General features: G+C 39.7%; 10 protein-coding genes and 1 pseudogene. 4 read left to right on the forward strand and 7 right to left on the reverse strand.

Annotated features, from left to right (window positions below; translation table 11 throughout):
- Positions 1-317 (forward strand): annotated as a pseudogene (locus tag BMY50_RS24395) (GIY-YIG nuclease family protein); the annotation flags it as partial.
- Between the two features lie 161 nt (positions 318-478).
- Entirely contained in the window at positions 479-2,707 is a 2,229-nt protein-coding gene (locus tag BMY50_RS24400; RefSeq protein ID WP_093330777.1) for an NADP-dependent isocitrate dehydrogenase, read from the forward strand.
- Between the two features lie 68 nt (positions 2,708-2,775).
- On the opposite strand, the gene BMY50_RS24405 is transcribed toward BMY50_RS24400, so the two are convergent.
- Positions 2,776-3,915, reverse strand: coding sequence for a metallophosphoesterase family protein (locus tag BMY50_RS24405; RefSeq protein ID WP_093330784.1), 1,140 nt, complete (start codon positions 3,913-3,915; stop codon positions 2,776-2,778).
- Between the two features lie 208 nt (positions 3,916-4,123).
- Between BMY50_RS24405 and der the strand changes: the two genes are divergently transcribed.
- Both der and BMY50_RS24415 read left to right on the forward strand, forming a co-directional pair.
- A complete protein-coding gene (der, locus tag BMY50_RS24410; protein WP_093330793.1) occupies positions 4,124-5,425 on the forward strand; it encodes a ribosome biogenesis GTPase Der in 1,302 nt (433 codons plus the stop codon).
- Positions 5,426-5,586: 161 nt separating this feature from the next.
- Entirely contained in the window at positions 5,587-6,639 is a 1,053-nt protein-coding gene (locus BMY50_RS24415) for a LacI family DNA-binding transcriptional regulator (RefSeq protein ID WP_093330798.1), read from the forward strand.
- Here BMY50_RS24415 and BMY50_RS24420 read toward each other — a convergent pair.
- From BMY50_RS24420 to BMY50_RS24445, 6 genes are all read right to left on the reverse strand, one after another.
- Positions 6,603-7,334: a glucosamine-6-phosphate deaminase gene (locus tag BMY50_RS24420; RefSeq protein ID WP_093330802.1), complete on the reverse strand. Its 732-nt coding sequence runs from the start codon at positions 7,332-7,334 to the stop codon at positions 6,603-6,605. The two genes, BMY50_RS24415 and BMY50_RS24420, sit on opposite strands and share 37 nt — an antisense overlap.
- An 86-nt stretch (positions 7,335-7,420) precedes the next feature.
- A complete protein-coding gene (locus tag BMY50_RS24425) occupies positions 7,421-8,866 on the reverse strand; it encodes a Gfo/Idh/MocA family oxidoreductase (protein ID WP_093331276.1) in 1,446 nt (481 codons plus the stop codon).
- A 13-nt stretch (positions 8,867-8,879) separates the two neighbouring features.
- The gene (locus tag BMY50_RS24430) at positions 8,880-10,928 is read right to left on the reverse strand and encodes an alpha/beta hydrolase family protein (protein WP_093330806.1); all 2,049 of its coding nucleotides are present in this window, start codon (positions 10,926-10,928) and stop codon (positions 8,880-8,882) included.
- A gap of 19 nt (positions 10,929-10,947) precedes the next feature.
- Entirely contained in the window at positions 10,948-12,504 is a 1,557-nt protein-coding gene (locus BMY50_RS24435) for a SusD/RagB family nutrient-binding outer membrane lipoprotein (protein WP_093330810.1), read from the reverse strand.
- A gap of 19 nt (positions 12,505-12,523) precedes the next feature.
- Positions 12,524-15,637, reverse strand: coding sequence for a SusC/RagA family TonB-linked outer membrane protein (locus BMY50_RS24440; protein ID WP_093330815.1), 3,114 nt, complete (start codon positions 15,635-15,637; stop codon positions 12,524-12,526).
- Between the two features lie 129 nt (positions 15,638-15,766).
- Positions 15,767-17,383 carry a S41 family peptidase gene (locus BMY50_RS24445; RefSeq protein WP_093330818.1) on the reverse strand — a complete coding sequence of 539 codons (1,617 nt, stop codon included), beginning with the start codon at positions 17,381-17,383 and terminating at the stop codon, positions 15,767-15,769.
- Positions 17,384-17,645 lie beyond the last annotated feature (262 nt).

A 17,645-nucleotide genomic window follows, 5' to 3' on the forward strand; every position in this document is an offset into this window, starting at 1 on the left:
TCCTCTATTTTCAAGAATTCAACAAGATACATATCGGCTATACCTCTAATTTGGTAGAAAGGTTCAAATCACACAATGAACTTGCAAAGAAGGGATGGACAATCAGGTCAGGCCATGGATCATCCTATTCACCGAACAATTCCCTTCGAAGGAACTCGCAAGCGCACGTGAAAAACAACTCAAATCCGCCAAAGGTAGAAGTTATATCCGGCAGCAGATCAATCAATCAAAAATGTAGACCGCCGGGCTCTTATCCGCCAGCTGGCGGACATCAGTTCGAGTCTGGTCCCCGCTACTACAGCCGGTCAAGAAATTGATCGGCTTTTTTATTCAACCTAAATCTTACATTTTTACCCCCATTAGACCTTTATTAAATTGCATAATAAAAGCAATTTACATAAGTTTGTGCACCACAATCCGTGTCAAACAGACACCGGATAAAACGTTCTTATTTTGAAAAGTAAAATTTAAGTATATTATGTCAAATACATCCAAAATTATCTACACCAAAACTGATGAAGCGCCTGCTTTAGCTACCTATTCATTATTACCGATTGTTAAAGCTTTTACCGCATCATCGGGTATTGATGTAGAAACCCGAGATATTTCATTGGCCGGAAGGATTTTAGCGCTATTCCCTGAATTTTTAACAGAAGAACAAAAAGTTTCTGATGCATTAGCAGAACTAGGTGAGCTCGCTACCAAACCAGAAGCCAATATCATCAAACTGCCTAACATTAGTGCGTCTATTCCCCAGTTAAGATCTGCAATAAAGGAACTTCAAGCAAAAGGGTATAAACTACCAGACTATCCTGATGAGCCAAAAAATGACGAAGAGAAAGAGATCAGAGCGAAATACGACAAGGTAAAAGGAAGTGCAGTGAATCCAGTGCTCCGTGAAGGAAATTCCGACCGTCGTGCACCTAAGGCTGTAAAGAATTATGCTAAAAAACATCCACACAGCATGGGTGCATGGAGTGCCGACTCTAAATCCCATGTAGCGACAATGGATAGTGGCGACTTTTTCCATAATGAAAAATCGTTGACCGTAAGTGAAGAAACGGATGTAAAGATTGTCTTCACTGATAGCACAGGTACTTCAACTACCCTAAAAGAAAAGACTCATTTGTTAGCCGGTGAAATTATAGACACCACTGTAATGAGCAAAAAAGCGCTCTTGAAATTTTTAGATGAGCAAATTGCTGATACAAAAGCAACAGGTATACTTTTTTCTCTTCATATGAAAGCTACCATGATGAAAGTTTCAGATCCTATCATCTTCGGTCATGCTGTAAAAGCTTTCTTTAAAGAAGTGTTTGAAACATATGCAAGCGACTTGAAATCTGTTGGAGCAAACCCTAACAGCGGTTTGGGAGACGTTATAAGTGCCATTGAAAAACTACCTGCTGATAAAAAAGAAGCCATTAATGGTGCAATCCAAGCTGCCATTAAAAATGGTCCAGCCATTGCCATGGTAAATTCAGATAAAGGCATCACCAATTTACATGTTCCTAGTGATGTTATTGTCGACGCCTCCATGCCAGCTATGATTAGAAGCTCTGGCCAAATGTGGAATGCTGCAGGTAAACAGCAAGATACAAAAGCAGTTATTCCAGATAGTAGTTATGCTGGCATATACCAAGCCACCATAGAATTTTGCAAGAAGAATGGCGCATTTAACCCTGCTACAATGGGTACTGTACCAAATGTAGGGTTAATGGCTCAAAAGGCAGAAGAATATGGCTCGCATGATAAAACATTTGAGATCACTGCAAATGGTAAAGTGGAAGTTATTGACGCTAATGGAAACGTGCTGTTAAGTCATCAGGTGGAAGAAGGAGACATTTGGAGAATGTGTCAAGCAAAAGATGCTCCTATACGTGATTGGGTTAAACTTGCTGTAACCCGTGCTCGTGCCTCTGAAACACCTGCAGTGTTTTGGTTAGACGAAGAACGTCCACACGATGCAGAATTGATCAAAAAAGTTAAAGCGTATCTTCCCGAACACGATGTGGCTGGTTTAGATATTCATATTTTATCTCCTGTAAAAGCTACTGAGTTCACGCTCCAACGCGTGAAAGAAGGTAAAGACACCATATCTGTTACAGGCAATGTATTACGTGATTACCTTACAGATTTATTTCCTATTCTAGAGCTGGGAACCAGTGCTAAGATGTTATCTATTGTTCCTTTAATGAATGGCGGTGGTTTGTTCGAAACGGGCGCTGGTGGTTCCGCACCAAAACATGTTGAGCAATTTGTTGATGAGGGACATCTGCGCTGGGATTCGCTAGGAGAGTTCCTTGCTTTAGCGGTTTCTCTTGAACATTTGGGAGTGAATTATAATAATCCTAAAGCGCTGGTATTGGCAGACACGCTAGATCAAGCTACTGGAAAATTATTAGATAATCAGAAGTCACCTTCTCGTAAGGTGAATGAAATTGATAATAGAGGTAGTCATTTCTATCTAGCACTATATTGGGCGGAAGCACTTGCTTCGCAAAATAAAGATGCAGATTTAAAAGCACAATTTTCTGGTTTGGCAAAAACACTATCAGAAAACGAGTCTAAGATTATCTCCGAGCTAAATAATGCGCAAGGTTCTAAAATTGATATCGGGGGATATTATTCTCTTGACGATACATTAGCATCAAAGGCAATGCGACCTAGCAGTACCTTAAACGCAGTATTAGACACTGTCAATTAAATCCCCACAACAGTTGCATAAAACACAGCTCTTTAATAAGCTGTGTTTTATGCAACTTTATCCTGCAATTACAAAGAATATTCAGGGTACCTTAATGGCACATAAAACCGTTCAAATAGTACTGCATTAGCAACGCCATCCAAGCAGTTGTCTGCCAAGGTATGGTATTCACCCGTTAATAGAAGATTTCCGTTTATCTTTTTAATTTCCACTTTGAGGAAACCATAACAGTCGTCGCAGTAATTTTCCAACCTTACATCTTTTAAGATGGCTAGATCATCCGTAACGTTCGCATCATCCAACTTAGCAATCGGATGCAATCCTGCGTACCCCCCTGCCCCTGCCACTATGTATGGTACAATGGTACCGTCGGTATAGTGCTTACTGAATCGTTGATAACTGTGGACGTGCCCGCTGAACACAATATCAGGCTTTACACCTGCCTTATCATAAGATTTTTCTAAAAACGAAATCATTTGTAAGCTCGAGCCATGATTCGTATCCGCCGAATAAGGAGCATGGTGCAAACATATAATAAGTGCTTTATCTGGTCGTTCCAAATGCGCATTCAATAATTCCTGTATAAACCAAGCCTCTTGCTCTTCCGTTATCGTACCAAACTTTGTGATATTTCCATACAAGCAAATAAAATTTGCAAGCGGAGTTTTCAGGGTCCAATACACATTCGGCTGTATCATACTCAATCGATTACTTCCCTTCGAAAAAGCTATCAATTGCTGCTCACGAGCGCAAAAAACTTCGGTAAATGCCGCTAAACTAGCATAAGGTGTTTTGCTATCAGGATTTATATCGGCATCATGGTTTCCAGGAATTGCAAATATTGGAGCGGGATACTGCTCATACGGGTCAAAAAATTGAGCTGGATACTCGTTCGCTTCACCATGATTGTAAACGATATCCCCCAAATGCAGCAAAAAGGAAGGAACGGTGAAATCCTGTTCGGCCATTGAAATTTGGCTTGTCATTTCTTTGGCAACTAAACGCTGAAAATCAGAATGTTTAACACTTCCTGTATCTCCAACCATATGAAACTGCATAGAAGATGACAAGTCTTCCCCCAGTAGCACTTTATTTATATCTAATCGATAGGGCCACTTACCAGCAGCCTTAGGCAATGGCTTCCACTTAAATGAATCATCCTGCACATTATTCAATACCACAGGTCTTTTCCTTTCTACCTTTGTCATATTATACTTCTTCTTAAAGCCTAAATCAATTGCGCAAAAATACACCACAAGTATTACGCCTACATTAACAATTTTACAAAAAAAATGAATATTATGTTAAATTAAGTCAATCCAAAGAGGAATAGACATCATCATCCATACACGAAATATCAATCCTTATCATTAACTTTGCCGCCATACAGACTACACAAAGGATAAATAAGAACAAATGTCTAATATCGTTGCTATCGTAGGCCGACCGAATGTTGGCAAATCCACCCTCTATAATCGATTAACAGAAAGTAGAAAAGCTATTGTTGATGATTTTAGCGGGGTCACACGTGATCGCCACTACGGCCAAGCGGAATGGACAGGAAAAACGTTTACCGTGATAGATACTGGCGGCTATGTACATGGTTCTGATGACGTGTTTGAAGCAGCCATTAGAGAGCAAGTATTAATAGCTATTGAAGAAGCATCCATAATCCTTTTTATGGTGGATGTAACGGTGGGTGTCACAGATTTAGATGATGACATCGCAAAGCTCTTACGTCGATCCAAGAAACCCGTTTTTGTGATAGCAAACAAGGTAGACCATCACCAGTTGCATAACGAAGCTTCAGTATTTTATAGTCTCGGCTTGGGAGAAATATATAATTTGTCGTCTATGACTGGCTCCGGAACGGGTGAATTACTAGATGAAGTGGTTAAGCATTTTGACGATGTACAAGAGGAAGAGAATACATTACCTAGATATGCCATTGTTGGAAGACCAAATGTCGGCAAATCTTCTCTTATAAACGCGTTGATTGGGAAGGATCGAAATATTGTAACGCCTATCGCTGGTACCACACGTGATTCTATCCAAATCCACTACAATCAATTTGGACATGAATTTATGCTCATTGATACAGCGGGTTTACGGAAAAAAACGAAGGTTAGAGAAAATATAGAATTTTATTCGGTAATGCGTAGCATTAAAGCATTGGAAGATGCTGACGTGGTAATTTTAATGATAGATGCAGCCGAAGGTATTGAATCACAAGACATCAATATCTTCCACTTAGCAGAGAAAAACAAAAAGGGAATAGTGTTATTAGTAAATAAATGGGATTTAATAGAGAAAGACCATAAGACTACAAAAAAATTCGAAGATCAGATAAGAGAAAAGACTGCTCCATTTACTGATTATCCAATAGTGTTTACATCTGTTACAGAAAAGCAAAGAATTTTCAAAGCCATCGAAGCAGCTTCTAAAGTATATGAAAGCAAATTCAAAAAAATCTCTACTTCCAAACTGAACGATGTAATGCTTCCGATTATTGAAAACAATCCTCCTCCAGCTCTTAAGGGAAAATATGTTAAAATAAAATACATTACTCAAATTGCAGGCAAATCACCAATGTTTGCTTTTTTCTGTAATTTACCCCAATATATCAAAGATCCCTATAAACGATTCATTGAAAATAAGCTTCGCGAAAATTTCGATTTTGAGGGCGTTCCTATACAAATATTTTTTAGACAAAAATAGATAGATTCCCTTTCGTTCCATTGTTAAAATCAAGCGCGGTTAAGCAATAGCTTTTTGCTTAAATATTTGCTATATTTACCAACGTGCTACTAATTAAACCTGTGCTGTAACAAGGGACCTTACTAATATTTAAGCGCTTAAAAAGAGCGGAAGCTGCTATTATGTCAAATCCGACTACGATAAAAGATCTCGCAAGAGCCCTCAACATATCGGTTTCCACCGTATCAAGGGCCCTCCGAGATACTTATGATGTCAGTCAAGAAACAAAAGATAGGGTTCAGGCAATGGCCGCAGAACTCCGCTATAAACCTAACTTTAATGCAATGAGTTTGGTTAATGGAAAGACGCATAACATTGGTATTATTCTTCCCTTCATAACAAATTATTACTTCTCAACCGTCATCACCGGCATCCAGGAAGTAGCTTATAATCACGACTATAATATCATTTTGTATGTTACAAATGATTCACCAGAAAGAGAGCTCAATATAACCCGTAACCTTTCCGCCACGGGCCTGGACGGACTATTAGTTTCTACATGTTGCAATTCAGGGGAACATTTCAAAGAGTTAATGTCCCGGGAAATACCAATCGTCTTTTTCGATCGCGTAATTGACGACCTCATTGTTTCAAGAGTTACTCAAGACGACTACAATGGTGCTTTTCAGGCTACCAGTCACTTGGTAAAACAAGGATATACAAAAATTGCACATATTGCTGGCCCAAAGGGGCTCCCCTTTACTGAAAAGCGTTTAAAAGGCTATACGGACGCTCTTAAACGCCATTGCTTGCCCATGCATGAGGAATGGATTATATATTCAGGCTTCTCACAAGAATGCGGCGAACAAGACACGAACACTCTTCTTAAACTGCAACCGCACTTACTGCCCAATGCTATTTTTGCGGTCAACGACAGAAAGGCTATTGGAGCAACAGTAGCTTTAAAGAGAAGAAATATACAAATTGGAAAAGAGATGGGAGTCATTGGATTTACCAATGACCCTGTTTCATCACTCCTCTCTCCAACCATAAGCACAGTAGCAGAGCCGGCGTTTGATATTGGTCGTATAAGCTGCGAATTATTGTTAAAACACCTTAACAAAAAACAAACACCTATACAAGACATTATCTTACCGGGAAAACTTATTGTAAGACAATCAACACAAAAAGAAGGTAGTTACACTAGCAAAGAGGCAGAAGACGCATCTAAATAAAAAGTACAATGAGGATGCCTTTGCAGAATACTTGCCGGATAAAGATTACTCACTTCTTTTTCTATACTATCCTTAACCGCTTGTGCTTTTCTAGCATCAGGTACTGAACAAATAATATATTTGGATTTAAGTATCTGATTCACCGACATGCTTATGGCTTTTGAAGGCACTTCTTCAAGAGAATTAAACCAGCCCTCACCCAACTGTTGCTGACGGCATTGATGGTCTAAATCTACTGCCAAATAAGGTTCTTCTGTATCAAAATCTGCAGGTGGATCATTAAATGCTAAATGACCATTTTCACCGATACCCACTAAAGCAACATCTATTGGATGCTCTTTAATTAATTCACCTAGCCGTTTACGTTCATTATTTTCGTCAGCCTCACCATCAATAAGATAAGCGGCCTTTAAATTACCTACCTTGTCAAGAAAGCGTTCCTGTAAGTATTTTCTAAAACTGGCAGCATGCGTTATGGACAAACCGATATACTCATCAAGATGAAACATCGTAACTTTTGACCAATCAATATCCTCTTTGATTAACTGATTAATCGTTTCAAACTGACTGGTTCCTGTAGCTAAAATAATATTAGCTTCCCCATTTTTACGTATAGCTTCAGCAATAAGCTTTCCCGCAGCTTTACCTGCCTCTTTACCAAGCTCTGTCGGATTTTCTGTTTTAATAATATTCATATATTTTATTTTGTTTAAATGCTAAGGATAAAATAAATTACAAGTGCTGCATAAATCTAAAACCTCACCTGTCAATTGTCTAAAGCTTACATTTTTACTTCTGTTGTTCCACCACTTTTCAATGTAATATCAACGGGTGTATTATTTTTCCATGCGCCACCTGTAAAATCCGGAATATCAATCGAGCCACTTTTATTGGCAACAGACCACTCACTAAGCGGACATATTACGCTCCAGGCAGCCGCGTCATATACATCCATATCCATTGGTAAACCATTTCTTAAGCAATCAATCAACCGCCAGTCCATCATGAAGTCCATCCCACCGTGACCTCCAACTTTTTTTGCCAGCTCGCCTATTTTCTTAACGATAGGCGGTGTATAACGGTCCTCCAATTTTTTCATTTCTACTTCATCAAGCCACCCTTCATGACTAGTAGCTATCTTACCAGGTAAAGGATATTTTTGCGCAGTAGCCTTCGTACCGCTTAAAAGATGAATGCGCGAATAAGGTCGTGGTGAAGAAACATCATGTTGTACCATAATCGTGCGCCCCTTACTGGTACGAATTGTGCTTGTATTCATGTTGCCTCTAAACGGACGGTCTACAAACTCTTTAAAAGAAGCGTCCTCCTGCGCTTTTTTTTCTGCATAAGACTTCAATAAGAAATCGTTGGAAGACATAGAAACCATATATTCTAAACGATCCCCGCGATTTATGTCCATTGCCTGGCAGATAGGACCAAAGCCATGTGTAGGATACAGATTCCCATTGTGCGCAGCATTTTCTCTTAAACGCCACAAGTTCCAGCGTGCATCCTTCTTGAAGAAACTATCTAAAATATCATGGATATAAGCACCTTCTCCATGTATAAGTTCACCGAAAAAACCTTGTCTGACCATGTTAAGGGTAAGGAGTTCGAAAAAATCATAGCAACAATTTTCGAGCATCACACAATGTTTCTTTGTTTTTTCTGATGTTTCTACCAGCTGCCAGCAGTCGTCTACCGTGGTAGCGGCAGGAATTTCAACTGCCACATGTTTGCCATGTTCCATTGCATAAACAGCTATTGGTGTATGAAGCGCCCAGTGTGTGCAGATGTAAATTAAATCAATATCTTCTCTCTCGCAGACTTTTTTCCAAGCCTCTGCACCATCATGATAAAGAGTAGGATTATGTCCTGGCCGCTTAATGCGTTCTTTAGCCTCACTTACTTTCTCAGGTCTTATGTCGCACAATGCATTGATCTGTATCCCATCTAAATAACTTATTCTCTCAACAGCTGCACCCCCTCTATTCCCTAATCCTATGTAGCCAATTCGCACCGTATCGATCTTCGGAGCCCCATAACCGCTCATATTAAACTGCTGTGTATATTTCCGACTGCTCGCTTCCAAGATATGATGAAGTTTATCTTCCGGATTCTTTGCCTTCTGTTCTGTTCCTGAGCAAGACGAAATAGCACCTCCCGCTACAGTACCAAGACCGGCGATACCGGTATATTTTAAAAAATCACGTCGGTTACTTTTCATTTTCATAATTCATCTAATTATCATTGATTAAAAATTCAACCTTAATGGGTTTATGCAACTGTTTTGTGAAAAATTCAATTTCATTATGTAATACTTTTGCGCGTTCTCGACTAAGCAATCTCCCAGACATACTACGCGGTCGATAAAAACACACCTTACTTGATGATAATGCTGCCATTAGGGAAATGTCGCCCCATTGTAAAACATTTGGTAAATGAATGGCCATATTAAAAAAATCAATCCCCGCTCGTTGGTCGAATTGGTAGCTATAGGGAGCATCGTATAAATTCAATACTTCTATGTTATTCGAAGCAGAAAAAAGCAACGCAGCAACAGCAGCTTCTTTGTACGCATTCAATTCCACACGCGTATATCCCTGTTGTTCCAGCCAATCGTATATAACATTTATATCGGCAAACCACTCCGCCATCACTGTTCTTCCCAGCCAAATGGATGATCTCGATAGTGTATGAAAATCTGGTAACTGTCCGTCAATCGCACGCGCTTCAGCAGAGCTTTGTTCACCTGTACCCCAAAGATCTACTAAAAGAACATTTTCATCTTTCTTGATCGCATGGTCAATCAATTCTGTTGATATACTATCTTTACCCCCTGGATGGAAAAATACACGACATCGTTTATCCTCAGCAGCAGCCGGATGCCATAAAAAAGGGATAGATTGACCTTCTTCCGTAACTAATATTTTCTTTTGCCAGCCATCCTCCATCCCGAGCTGTCTTATTTCTTTCACTTTTCGCTTCTCAACTTGACTAATTAACAAGCTCAAATCTGCTCGCTTCTTATCTATCGACAAATCATTTTGTTTAAACACTTGGTCGTGCATCAACAAGCCTGCCGATTGGCAGAAGGAGGCGGTTGTTTCAATATTTAAGTCGCGATCACCATTCGGATAGGTAGCTAAACGAGCAGCATCTAATGGTGAAACTTCGGCAGTCGCACTAGCCTTTCCATCCCCCTTCCCCTTCAACTGTAAATTAAACCAGCCAAGCATTGCCTCTCGCATAAGGGGCCAGTAACCATGTCCCGTATCAAACGTTTCGTATGTAAGCTTGTTTTCCGCACCCATTATAGAGAAAAGAGGTTTCGCTCTTTCATAACTTTTAAGCATTTCAGAAGGAACAAATGAAGGATTAGTATCTTTATCAGCACTTAAAATTTTCAATGCCCGTGGCGCTACTAATCCAAGTACCGCAGCCTCTTCTGTAAATGTTAAACCTTTCGGCAGAAGTTCACAAACACAATTGCTGTTCATAATATATGATTGAAAAGTCCCGACACTAACAACCGGAACAGCAGCTTTAACACGTTCATCTAAAGCAGCTAACCACATTGTCTGGTTTCCTCCTCCACTTGCACCAGTAGCACCAATATTCGTAGGATCAACTTCTGGCAAAGAACAAAGTAAATCTATCCCTCGAATATTATCGGTTAACTGCATTCCCAGTAAAGACTGTCCCACATTTAGTAGCGAGGCACCTAAATTGGCGCCATGATATTCTTGCTCGCGAATGTCTGTACAACGTTCACCAGCTCCCCATGCATCTATTGTCAGCGCAACATATCCAGCTTGTACTAATACTTGTGCTACTGATTGGAATAAGTCGGATCTTCGGGCATCCGGCCAATGTCCGTGTGTAATGATTACTGCTGGAAAAGGACCTTTACCCTCAGGCAAATATAAATTCGCCGTAGCAGACACATTTGGTCTGGTTTGAAATTTTATATTCTTAATGATATAGCCGTTTTGCTGTACATGTCCTGTTTCTTTCATTTCCAATGGCAATGTTTGAGACAAGTGTACGCCCGAATAAGTCACTATATCTTTCTTGATTGCCTCCTTCTGTTTTAACCAATCTGCCTTATTGTTAGCAACCGTTAAATTCCGGAATGCACTTGTTGCCAGTAGACGATAATGAGATGCAATGAAATCAACCTTAGGTTTATCTTCAAAAACTTTTGGCAGCATATTTTCCTGTGCATTTAGCATCATTGGTAGCATTAGTATATAGAACAAATATTTTGTACTTCGAAAACAGCTCATATAAATAAATTAAACCCAATCAATCTACGTCCCACCATACCTTTGTAGCGGCATTGTCTGCACCACCAAGCAATTTCCTTCCCGCCTCTAGTGCTTCTCCATTAGTAGAAGCCTCTACAGAAGAATAGGGCAATCTATTAATAAAGCTGCCCAATGGCAAATCAGCATTGTCCGATTGCAATAGGGGATACATGACTGGGTAACCTGTACGACGAAATTCCGACCAAGCTTCTATTCCATCAGGGAAAATAGCTATCCATTTCTGTGTAGCAATTTGGGCACGCTGTACCACTTCAGAAGCACTCCAAGCAACAGGTATGTCTGATACTGCTGGTGAATTTGCCTCATCTCCAGGGGCAACAGGAATAGCATTGCTTTGAATATAAGAATTGATGATTGATGCATCCGTAACACCCCACTGTTGCAAGCTCAATGTTATACCCTTTTCATACAATTCTCTCGCAGATCCGCCCATATTCCAGCCATTTAAAGCTCCTTCAGCCCGAAGAAAATAAGCTTCCGCGGTGGCTAAAACCTCTTGTCGAGCTTCTAAATGGGCTTCCCATGCACTCCCTTCACTATTTCTTTCAACCCATTTTACCCCAATATTAGATGTCTGATTTGGCCTGTTTCCAGGCATATTAATAGCTGTGGCCGATGACCCATTTCTTAATCCTTTAAATTCACCCGTAGCTACAGCCGGTTGAAAGAACACCGCAAGGCGAGGGTCCTGATAACCCTTTAAATAAGAGGCCATGGTGGAGCTCATGCTAAACTCATTATTAGCCGCATTAAATGCTAAACCATTTGCGTCGTCTCCATTCAGGGAACGCTGTATAGTGGCACTTTCGCCATTATCAGTCATTACTCCAGCTGCTACAGCAGCTTCCGCTTCTTGTTGTGCTCTTGTCGGATTCACTTTCGAAATCCGCATCGCCATGCGCAAACGTAATGTGTTTGCGAATTTAATCCACTTCGAGACATCCCCCTCATAAATAAGATCCTGCGTTCCAAAAACATTATTCACATTTCCATTTTTCAAATTCACGACCGCTGAATCCAGACGTTTAAATAAATCATCATAAATAGCTTCCTGTGAATCATAGGGGATACTATTTGCTGTACTGCCTGCTTGAAAATAGGGTACCGGGCCAAATTGGTCCGTATAACGTTGAAAAGTATATGCTTTCATGATATTGGCTAAAGCGTATTCTCCAGATGTTGGTTCAGTATTATCAAAAATAGCCTGTAGTTGAGGCATGGTCAGCACATAGGTTATAATTGCAGGTCTAGATAACCAGGTATCATTTAGCGCATATCGATCGGTGGTAAAACTAGTCGTAGTAAGTGCATAATACTGCGCGTATAAATCTGGCATCAAAATAGAGATCGTTTGATAATAGGGTCGATGAATAGTGGCTGCAGATTGTGCACGTGAAAACATAAAAGGAATCTCTCTAGCCCCAGCTTCCGTTAATTTCGATGGATTTGTATTAATATCTTCGAAATCGCTTGTACAAGATATTACCAATAAGAGCCATACTGGTAAGCATATATATTTAAAATGTGCCTTCATTTCGTATACTTTTTATAAGTTAAAAAGATAAATTTAAATTGAAACCAAAACTGCGCGTAGAGGGTAATATCCCACTTTCGATCCCCTGAAAATTGCTCGTACCTATCGCGGCCTCAGGATCTACCGGTAATGTACGCTTTCCAATACCGGGAATATCCAATTTAGACTTTCCGCGGTAGAAGAAGAACAAGTTTCTTCCGGTAAGCGAAAATCTAGCCGTTTTAATGGGGCTATTTTTTAAGGTTAATGTATAACCTAACGACAGTTCACGTAAGCGAAAATTAGTAGCATCATAAGCAAAAAAATCACCATAGGCATTTGTTCCACCCTGTGATACTTGCGTCCATAACTGCTCAGCAGATATAGCGATATTATTTGGACTTCCATCAGGTAGTACTCCAGGCAATACCAATCCGCCTTCCCGATTTTTCGTCGTATAATCGGCTAAACCAAAATAGCCCAATAAAGCATCTGTTCCTGAAATAACAGTTCCACCAACACGCCCATCAATCATAAAAGAGAGTGTGAATTGTTTATAATCTACCTGATTCAACCAGCTGATGGTATAATCAGGATTAAAATTACCTATGTTTTGCAATTGCTGCACTACAGGCAACCCGGCGTTGTTAATTTGATAGGCGCCATTTGCGTCTTGAGCCCATTTAAAGCCATAAATATCACCATAAGATCCTCCAGGTTTAATTAATAGGCTGCCAAAATTAGTTGATGGCGATAGGTTCGCTTGTTCAATTCCAGGTAATAACGACAATACCTTATTACGGTTCAAAGCAAAGTTCAGCGTTGTATTCCATGATAAATTATCCTTTTTAACTGGATTTCCAGTTAACATAATCTCTAAACCTTTATTTTCGATATCACCCACATTTACATATTGATTATTATAGCCCGATGGTTGTGGTAAGCCGATAAAGATTAGCTGATTAACAGTATTAGTTTTATATACAGAAGCATCCAAGCCCAAACGTCCTTCAAAAAAACGCCATTCAGTACCGATTTCCCAAGCCTTTGTTTTTTCAGGCTTTAAATCATCAATATATTTTATTTGATCTCTCGCAACAAAGCCATCACCAGCACCTGGGCTATAGGAATAAGTTTGCTGTAGCAGATAAGGATCTGCATCATTACCAACTTGTGTATACGCACCACGAACTTTTGCATAACTTACCCATGATGGCATTTTTATCATTTCAGAAAGAAGTCCCGAAAGGCCGAACGAAGGATAAAAATAACTATGAGGAGCAGGCAACGTAGATGACCAATCATTCCGTGCCGTTACATCCAAGAATAGCTGCTGTTTATAGTTAAGCGTTGCGCTTCCATATACCGATTGAATTTCTTTTTCAGCCGCTATGTTTGCAAAAGTAGGTGTGCTGGCAAAATTCAAATCAAACATATTAGGAATACGCAAACCATTTGCCAATGATTGTGTATTGTAACCACTGTTATTAAGCAATGCGGCCCCAATATTATAATTTACACCGAAATCAGTTCCTATTTCATTGGTTCCGGAGAGAAGAAAATCAATATTTCGTTCCCATCGGTTCACATGATTCTCTTGATAACGCCCTCCGGCCAGTGTAGGGACGGGCAAGGTACCCTCGTGAAATGCACCCGTAATTTTATCATCGTACCTGTCTAAACTATACCGCCCTTGAGCAAATAACCAGTCCGTTAATTGATATTTCACGGAACCAACCAACATAATACGATTACGTTCCTCGTTTAATGATGTGCGACGCACATCCCAATAGGGATTTTGAAAAAAAGAACTATTCGTCCAATATAAGGGCTGTGGTTGTAAGGTCTCGGCATTTATGCTTTCAAAATTCTTTAGCTCTTCAGATGACATGTCTCTCGGCATGATCAAGGCCTCGTTTGTTACCCCATTATCTCCTAACCGTGGTTTATTTTTTATTTTTTGATTGAGATAGGTAACTTTAACATCCGTAGTTAAACCTGGTAAAATTTCATTATTCAATCTTAAATTTAATGTATTACGATCTAAGTGGTTAGTGGGAACAATACCAGCGATTGCATTATTCGTATAAGAGGCGTAGCCTTGCATTTTCGCTGTTCCTCCAGAAATATTAACGGAATTATTTATCGTAGTACCGGTGTTATAGAAGCTACGTACATTATCCGGATAAGTAGCTGCCACAGCACCCCAACTGCCTGCGGCATCCGTTCCCGCAACACCACCATTGCCCCTGCCGTATGTATTCTGAAAATCCATTAATAATAATGGTTTATCGGTTGTTATACCGCCGCTATAATTTAGCTTCACCGCTCCATCTTTACCCTTTTTAGTAGTAATCATTAAAGCACCATTAGCAGCACGACTGCCATATAAGGCGGCAGCGGCTGGTCCTTTTAAGACGGTAATTGATTCTACGTCCTCAGGATTGATACTTGCCCCACCGTCACTTCCTGAATAACCGCTACTTAAGCTCTTTTGTTGCGTGGCAACTGTATTGGCAGATCCCCCTCCCCCTTGTTCTGTACTCATTGTATTATCAATAGGCACACCATCTACTACTATCAATGCATTATTATTTCCACTAATGGATCGGTTTCCCCTTAACACCACCCTTACCGCACCGCCGGGCCCCGTTGCTGCGGGTGTGACTACTGCTCCTGCTACCTTTCCATTTAAGCTATTCATTACGTTGCCACTAGGATCTTTCACTGTAGTTAGATCCTCATTTTTCAATTCCTGAGTAGCATAGGTTAACGATTTAGTTTGTCTTTCAATCCCCAAGGCAGTTACCACCACTTCATTTAATTGAGCAGCGTCTTCTATTAACAGTACATCAACAATTGCGTCATTACCTATTGCTAGTTCTTTCGTTTGGTAACCAACCGAAGAAAAGACTAATATATCACCCGTTTTTGCTTCAACACGATAGCGTCCTTCCGTATTAGAAGAGGTGCCGGTAGTTTGTCCTTTGACTTTCACACTTACTCCTGGCAAAGTAGTATTATCTGTCTGACTTCTGATTGTACCTGCTATAGAAGTAAGATTTTGCGCAAGAATCCTTATAGGCAGAGAGATTGTCAGTACCACTAACAATAGTATAAATAGCTGGATTTGAAAAGGCTTGTTTTTTTCCATAATTTCTCGTTAGGATTGGTAATTCAAAAGGATAAACCCTTTTTATTAAAACCAAATCACCGAGAAAAATGCATGAATAACAAAAATACTAAGAGAAATCAGCGAGAACGTTATCGAGAAACGAAGCAATTATCTTTTAAGCGCTTCAACCGTTCTAACCAGCATATGGTCCGAACTATTTTTTATTCTGAAATAAGCTTCGCCTCCAAAAAAGAAGCGGGCAACGAGTGCTTTCATATCCGATTCAATTAAATTACGGGCCAATGCAGCTTGTTTATTATTTACTTCAATTCCTTTTTTTTGTGAAAGCTTCACAAAATTACTATAGGTATCTTTTGGAAGGTTGTAGTGGTTCATATAATGATCTATGGAAAAATCTGGCGGAGTGGAAACCAAGTTGCTATAAACATAATCATTGATCAGATTTTCTCTAATTACCTTTTTGTAAAAGCTATTTATACCTAAGGTGTCAATAGGCACATAAATGTCTGGCATGATACCTCCTCCTCCATATATGGGTCTTCCTGACGTAGTATGATATAGCAAGCCTTTAAACAAGGAAGTATCTACAACGTTTTCTTTGTCGCGTGTGAGTTCACCAGAGATATATCGCTTATTTATCTCATTAAAATACTGGTCAATACCGTCTTTATATGACTTTTGTATGCTTCTTCCAGATGGGGTATAATATCTTGCGATGGTAAGGTTCACGGCCGATCCATCTTCAAATTCAAACTGATCTTGTACTAAACCTTTTCCAAAAGACCTTCTCCCTACAACGATACCCCGATCAAGGTCCTGCACCGCTCCAGCAACAATTTCGCTCGCAGACGCTGATTTTTCATCTATCAGTATGGCCAGTTTACCTTGGTCAAAAATGCCATTTGCAGTCGAAAAATAATCTGTGCGGGGTTCATGCGCTCCCTGTGTATAAACAAGTAGTTTTTTATCCTTAAAAAACTCGCTGGCAAGTGCGGTCGCCGAACGTAAATACCCACCACCATTTTCTCTCAAATCTAGTATCAGACGGTTTACACCATACTGCTTCATACGATTGAGATTTTCTTTAAAATCATTGGCGGTTTGTGCACCAAAACGCTTAATTTTTATATAGGCGATAGCCGTATCAATAATATATGCCGCATCAATGCTGCTTACAACGATCTTATCACGACGTACCTTTATTGGTTCCGAAAGATCTACCCCTTCCCTATTAATCCACAAATTAACGATACTTCCCCGTTTACCGCGTACTCTGGCAGCCACCTCTTGCTCCTTCATATTGACACCCGAGATAGGCTTATCATCCACTCCTATTAATTTATCACCAATCTTTATTCCAGCTTTATCTCCAGGACCTCCCAGTGTTACAGCGGTTATCATGAGCGTATCCCTCAGCCGATAATACTCTACACCAATACCATCAAAGCTTCCATTTAAATCTTCTCCTAATGCCTTAGCCAGTGCGGGGGCCATATAAGTTGAGTGGGGATCTAAGTGAGACAAAACCTCCTTTATAGCAAAATCCTGCAGTGTATCGCTTCCTACAACATCTACATAATATTCATTTATCATCTGTACAAGCTGTTGAAGCTTCCCATTTTTATCCACTAAAACTGAAGGAAAAATACTATTATTAGGCCTCGTATTTTCATCCACAAAACTTTGTCCGAGTAATAAACCCACAAATAGCACCCCGGCGTAAGTAGCGGCAGCAAGTAAGTTTTTTCTAGTTTCAGGACTCATAGCAATTTAGAGGTGCTAAGGTAGTTATTATAACGGAATTATGCCTTGCACTATATGAAATTATCAATTCTGAAGTAATAAGATACTCTATTATAAAGATTATTCACTTAATGGATACAAATAGCATTTACTTTTTAAGAATAAATCACTTTCGATGCTTTTGCAAATCATATATAAAAGTAATTTATCTATTTTTGTAAAAAATTATTTGATGGTTGTATAGCGCCTATTAGTAAACAAATAATTCTATTTCCGTTAACAA

Origin of the sequence: Olivibacter domesticus (assembly GCF_900109575.1) — a bacterium.
GTDB classification, from domain to species: domain Bacteria; phylum Bacteroidota; class Bacteroidia; order Sphingobacteriales; family Sphingobacteriaceae; genus Olivibacter; species Olivibacter domesticus.

Coding starts and splice junctions, on each gene's coding strand:
- BMY50_RS24400 (WP_093330777.1), top strand. CDS start 479: ATGTCAAATACATCCAAAATTATCTACACCAAAACTGATGAAGCGCCT.
- BMY50_RS24405 (WP_093330784.1), bottom strand. CDS start 3,915: ATGACAAAGGTAGAAAGGAAAAGACCTGTGGTATTGAATAATGTGCAG.
- der (WP_093330793.1), top strand. CDS start 4,124: ATGTCTAATATCGTTGCTATCGTAGGCCGACCGAATGTTGGCAAATCC.
- BMY50_RS24415 (WP_093330798.1), top strand. CDS start 5,587: ATGTCAAATCCGACTACGATAAAAGATCTCGCAAGAGCCCTCAACATA.
- BMY50_RS24420 (WP_093330802.1), bottom strand. CDS start 7,334: ATGAATATTATTAAAACAGAAAATCCGACAGAGCTTGGTAAAGAGGCA.
- BMY50_RS24425 (WP_093331276.1), bottom strand. CDS start 8,866: ATGAAAAGTAACCGACGTGATTTTTTAAAATATACCGGTATCGCCGGT.
- BMY50_RS24430 (WP_093330806.1), bottom strand. CDS start 10,928: ATGAGCTGTTTTCGAAGTACAAAATATTTGTTCTATATACTAATGCTA.
- BMY50_RS24435 (WP_093330810.1), bottom strand. CDS start 12,504: ATGAAGGCACATTTTAAATATATATGCTTACCAGTATGGCTCTTATTG.
- BMY50_RS24440 (WP_093330815.1), bottom strand. CDS start 15,637: ATGGAAAAAAACAAGCCTTTTCAAATCCAGCTATTTATACTATTGTTA.
- BMY50_RS24445 (WP_093330818.1), bottom strand. CDS start 17,383: ATGAGTCCTGAAACTAGAAAAAACTTACTTGCTGCCGCTACTTACGCC.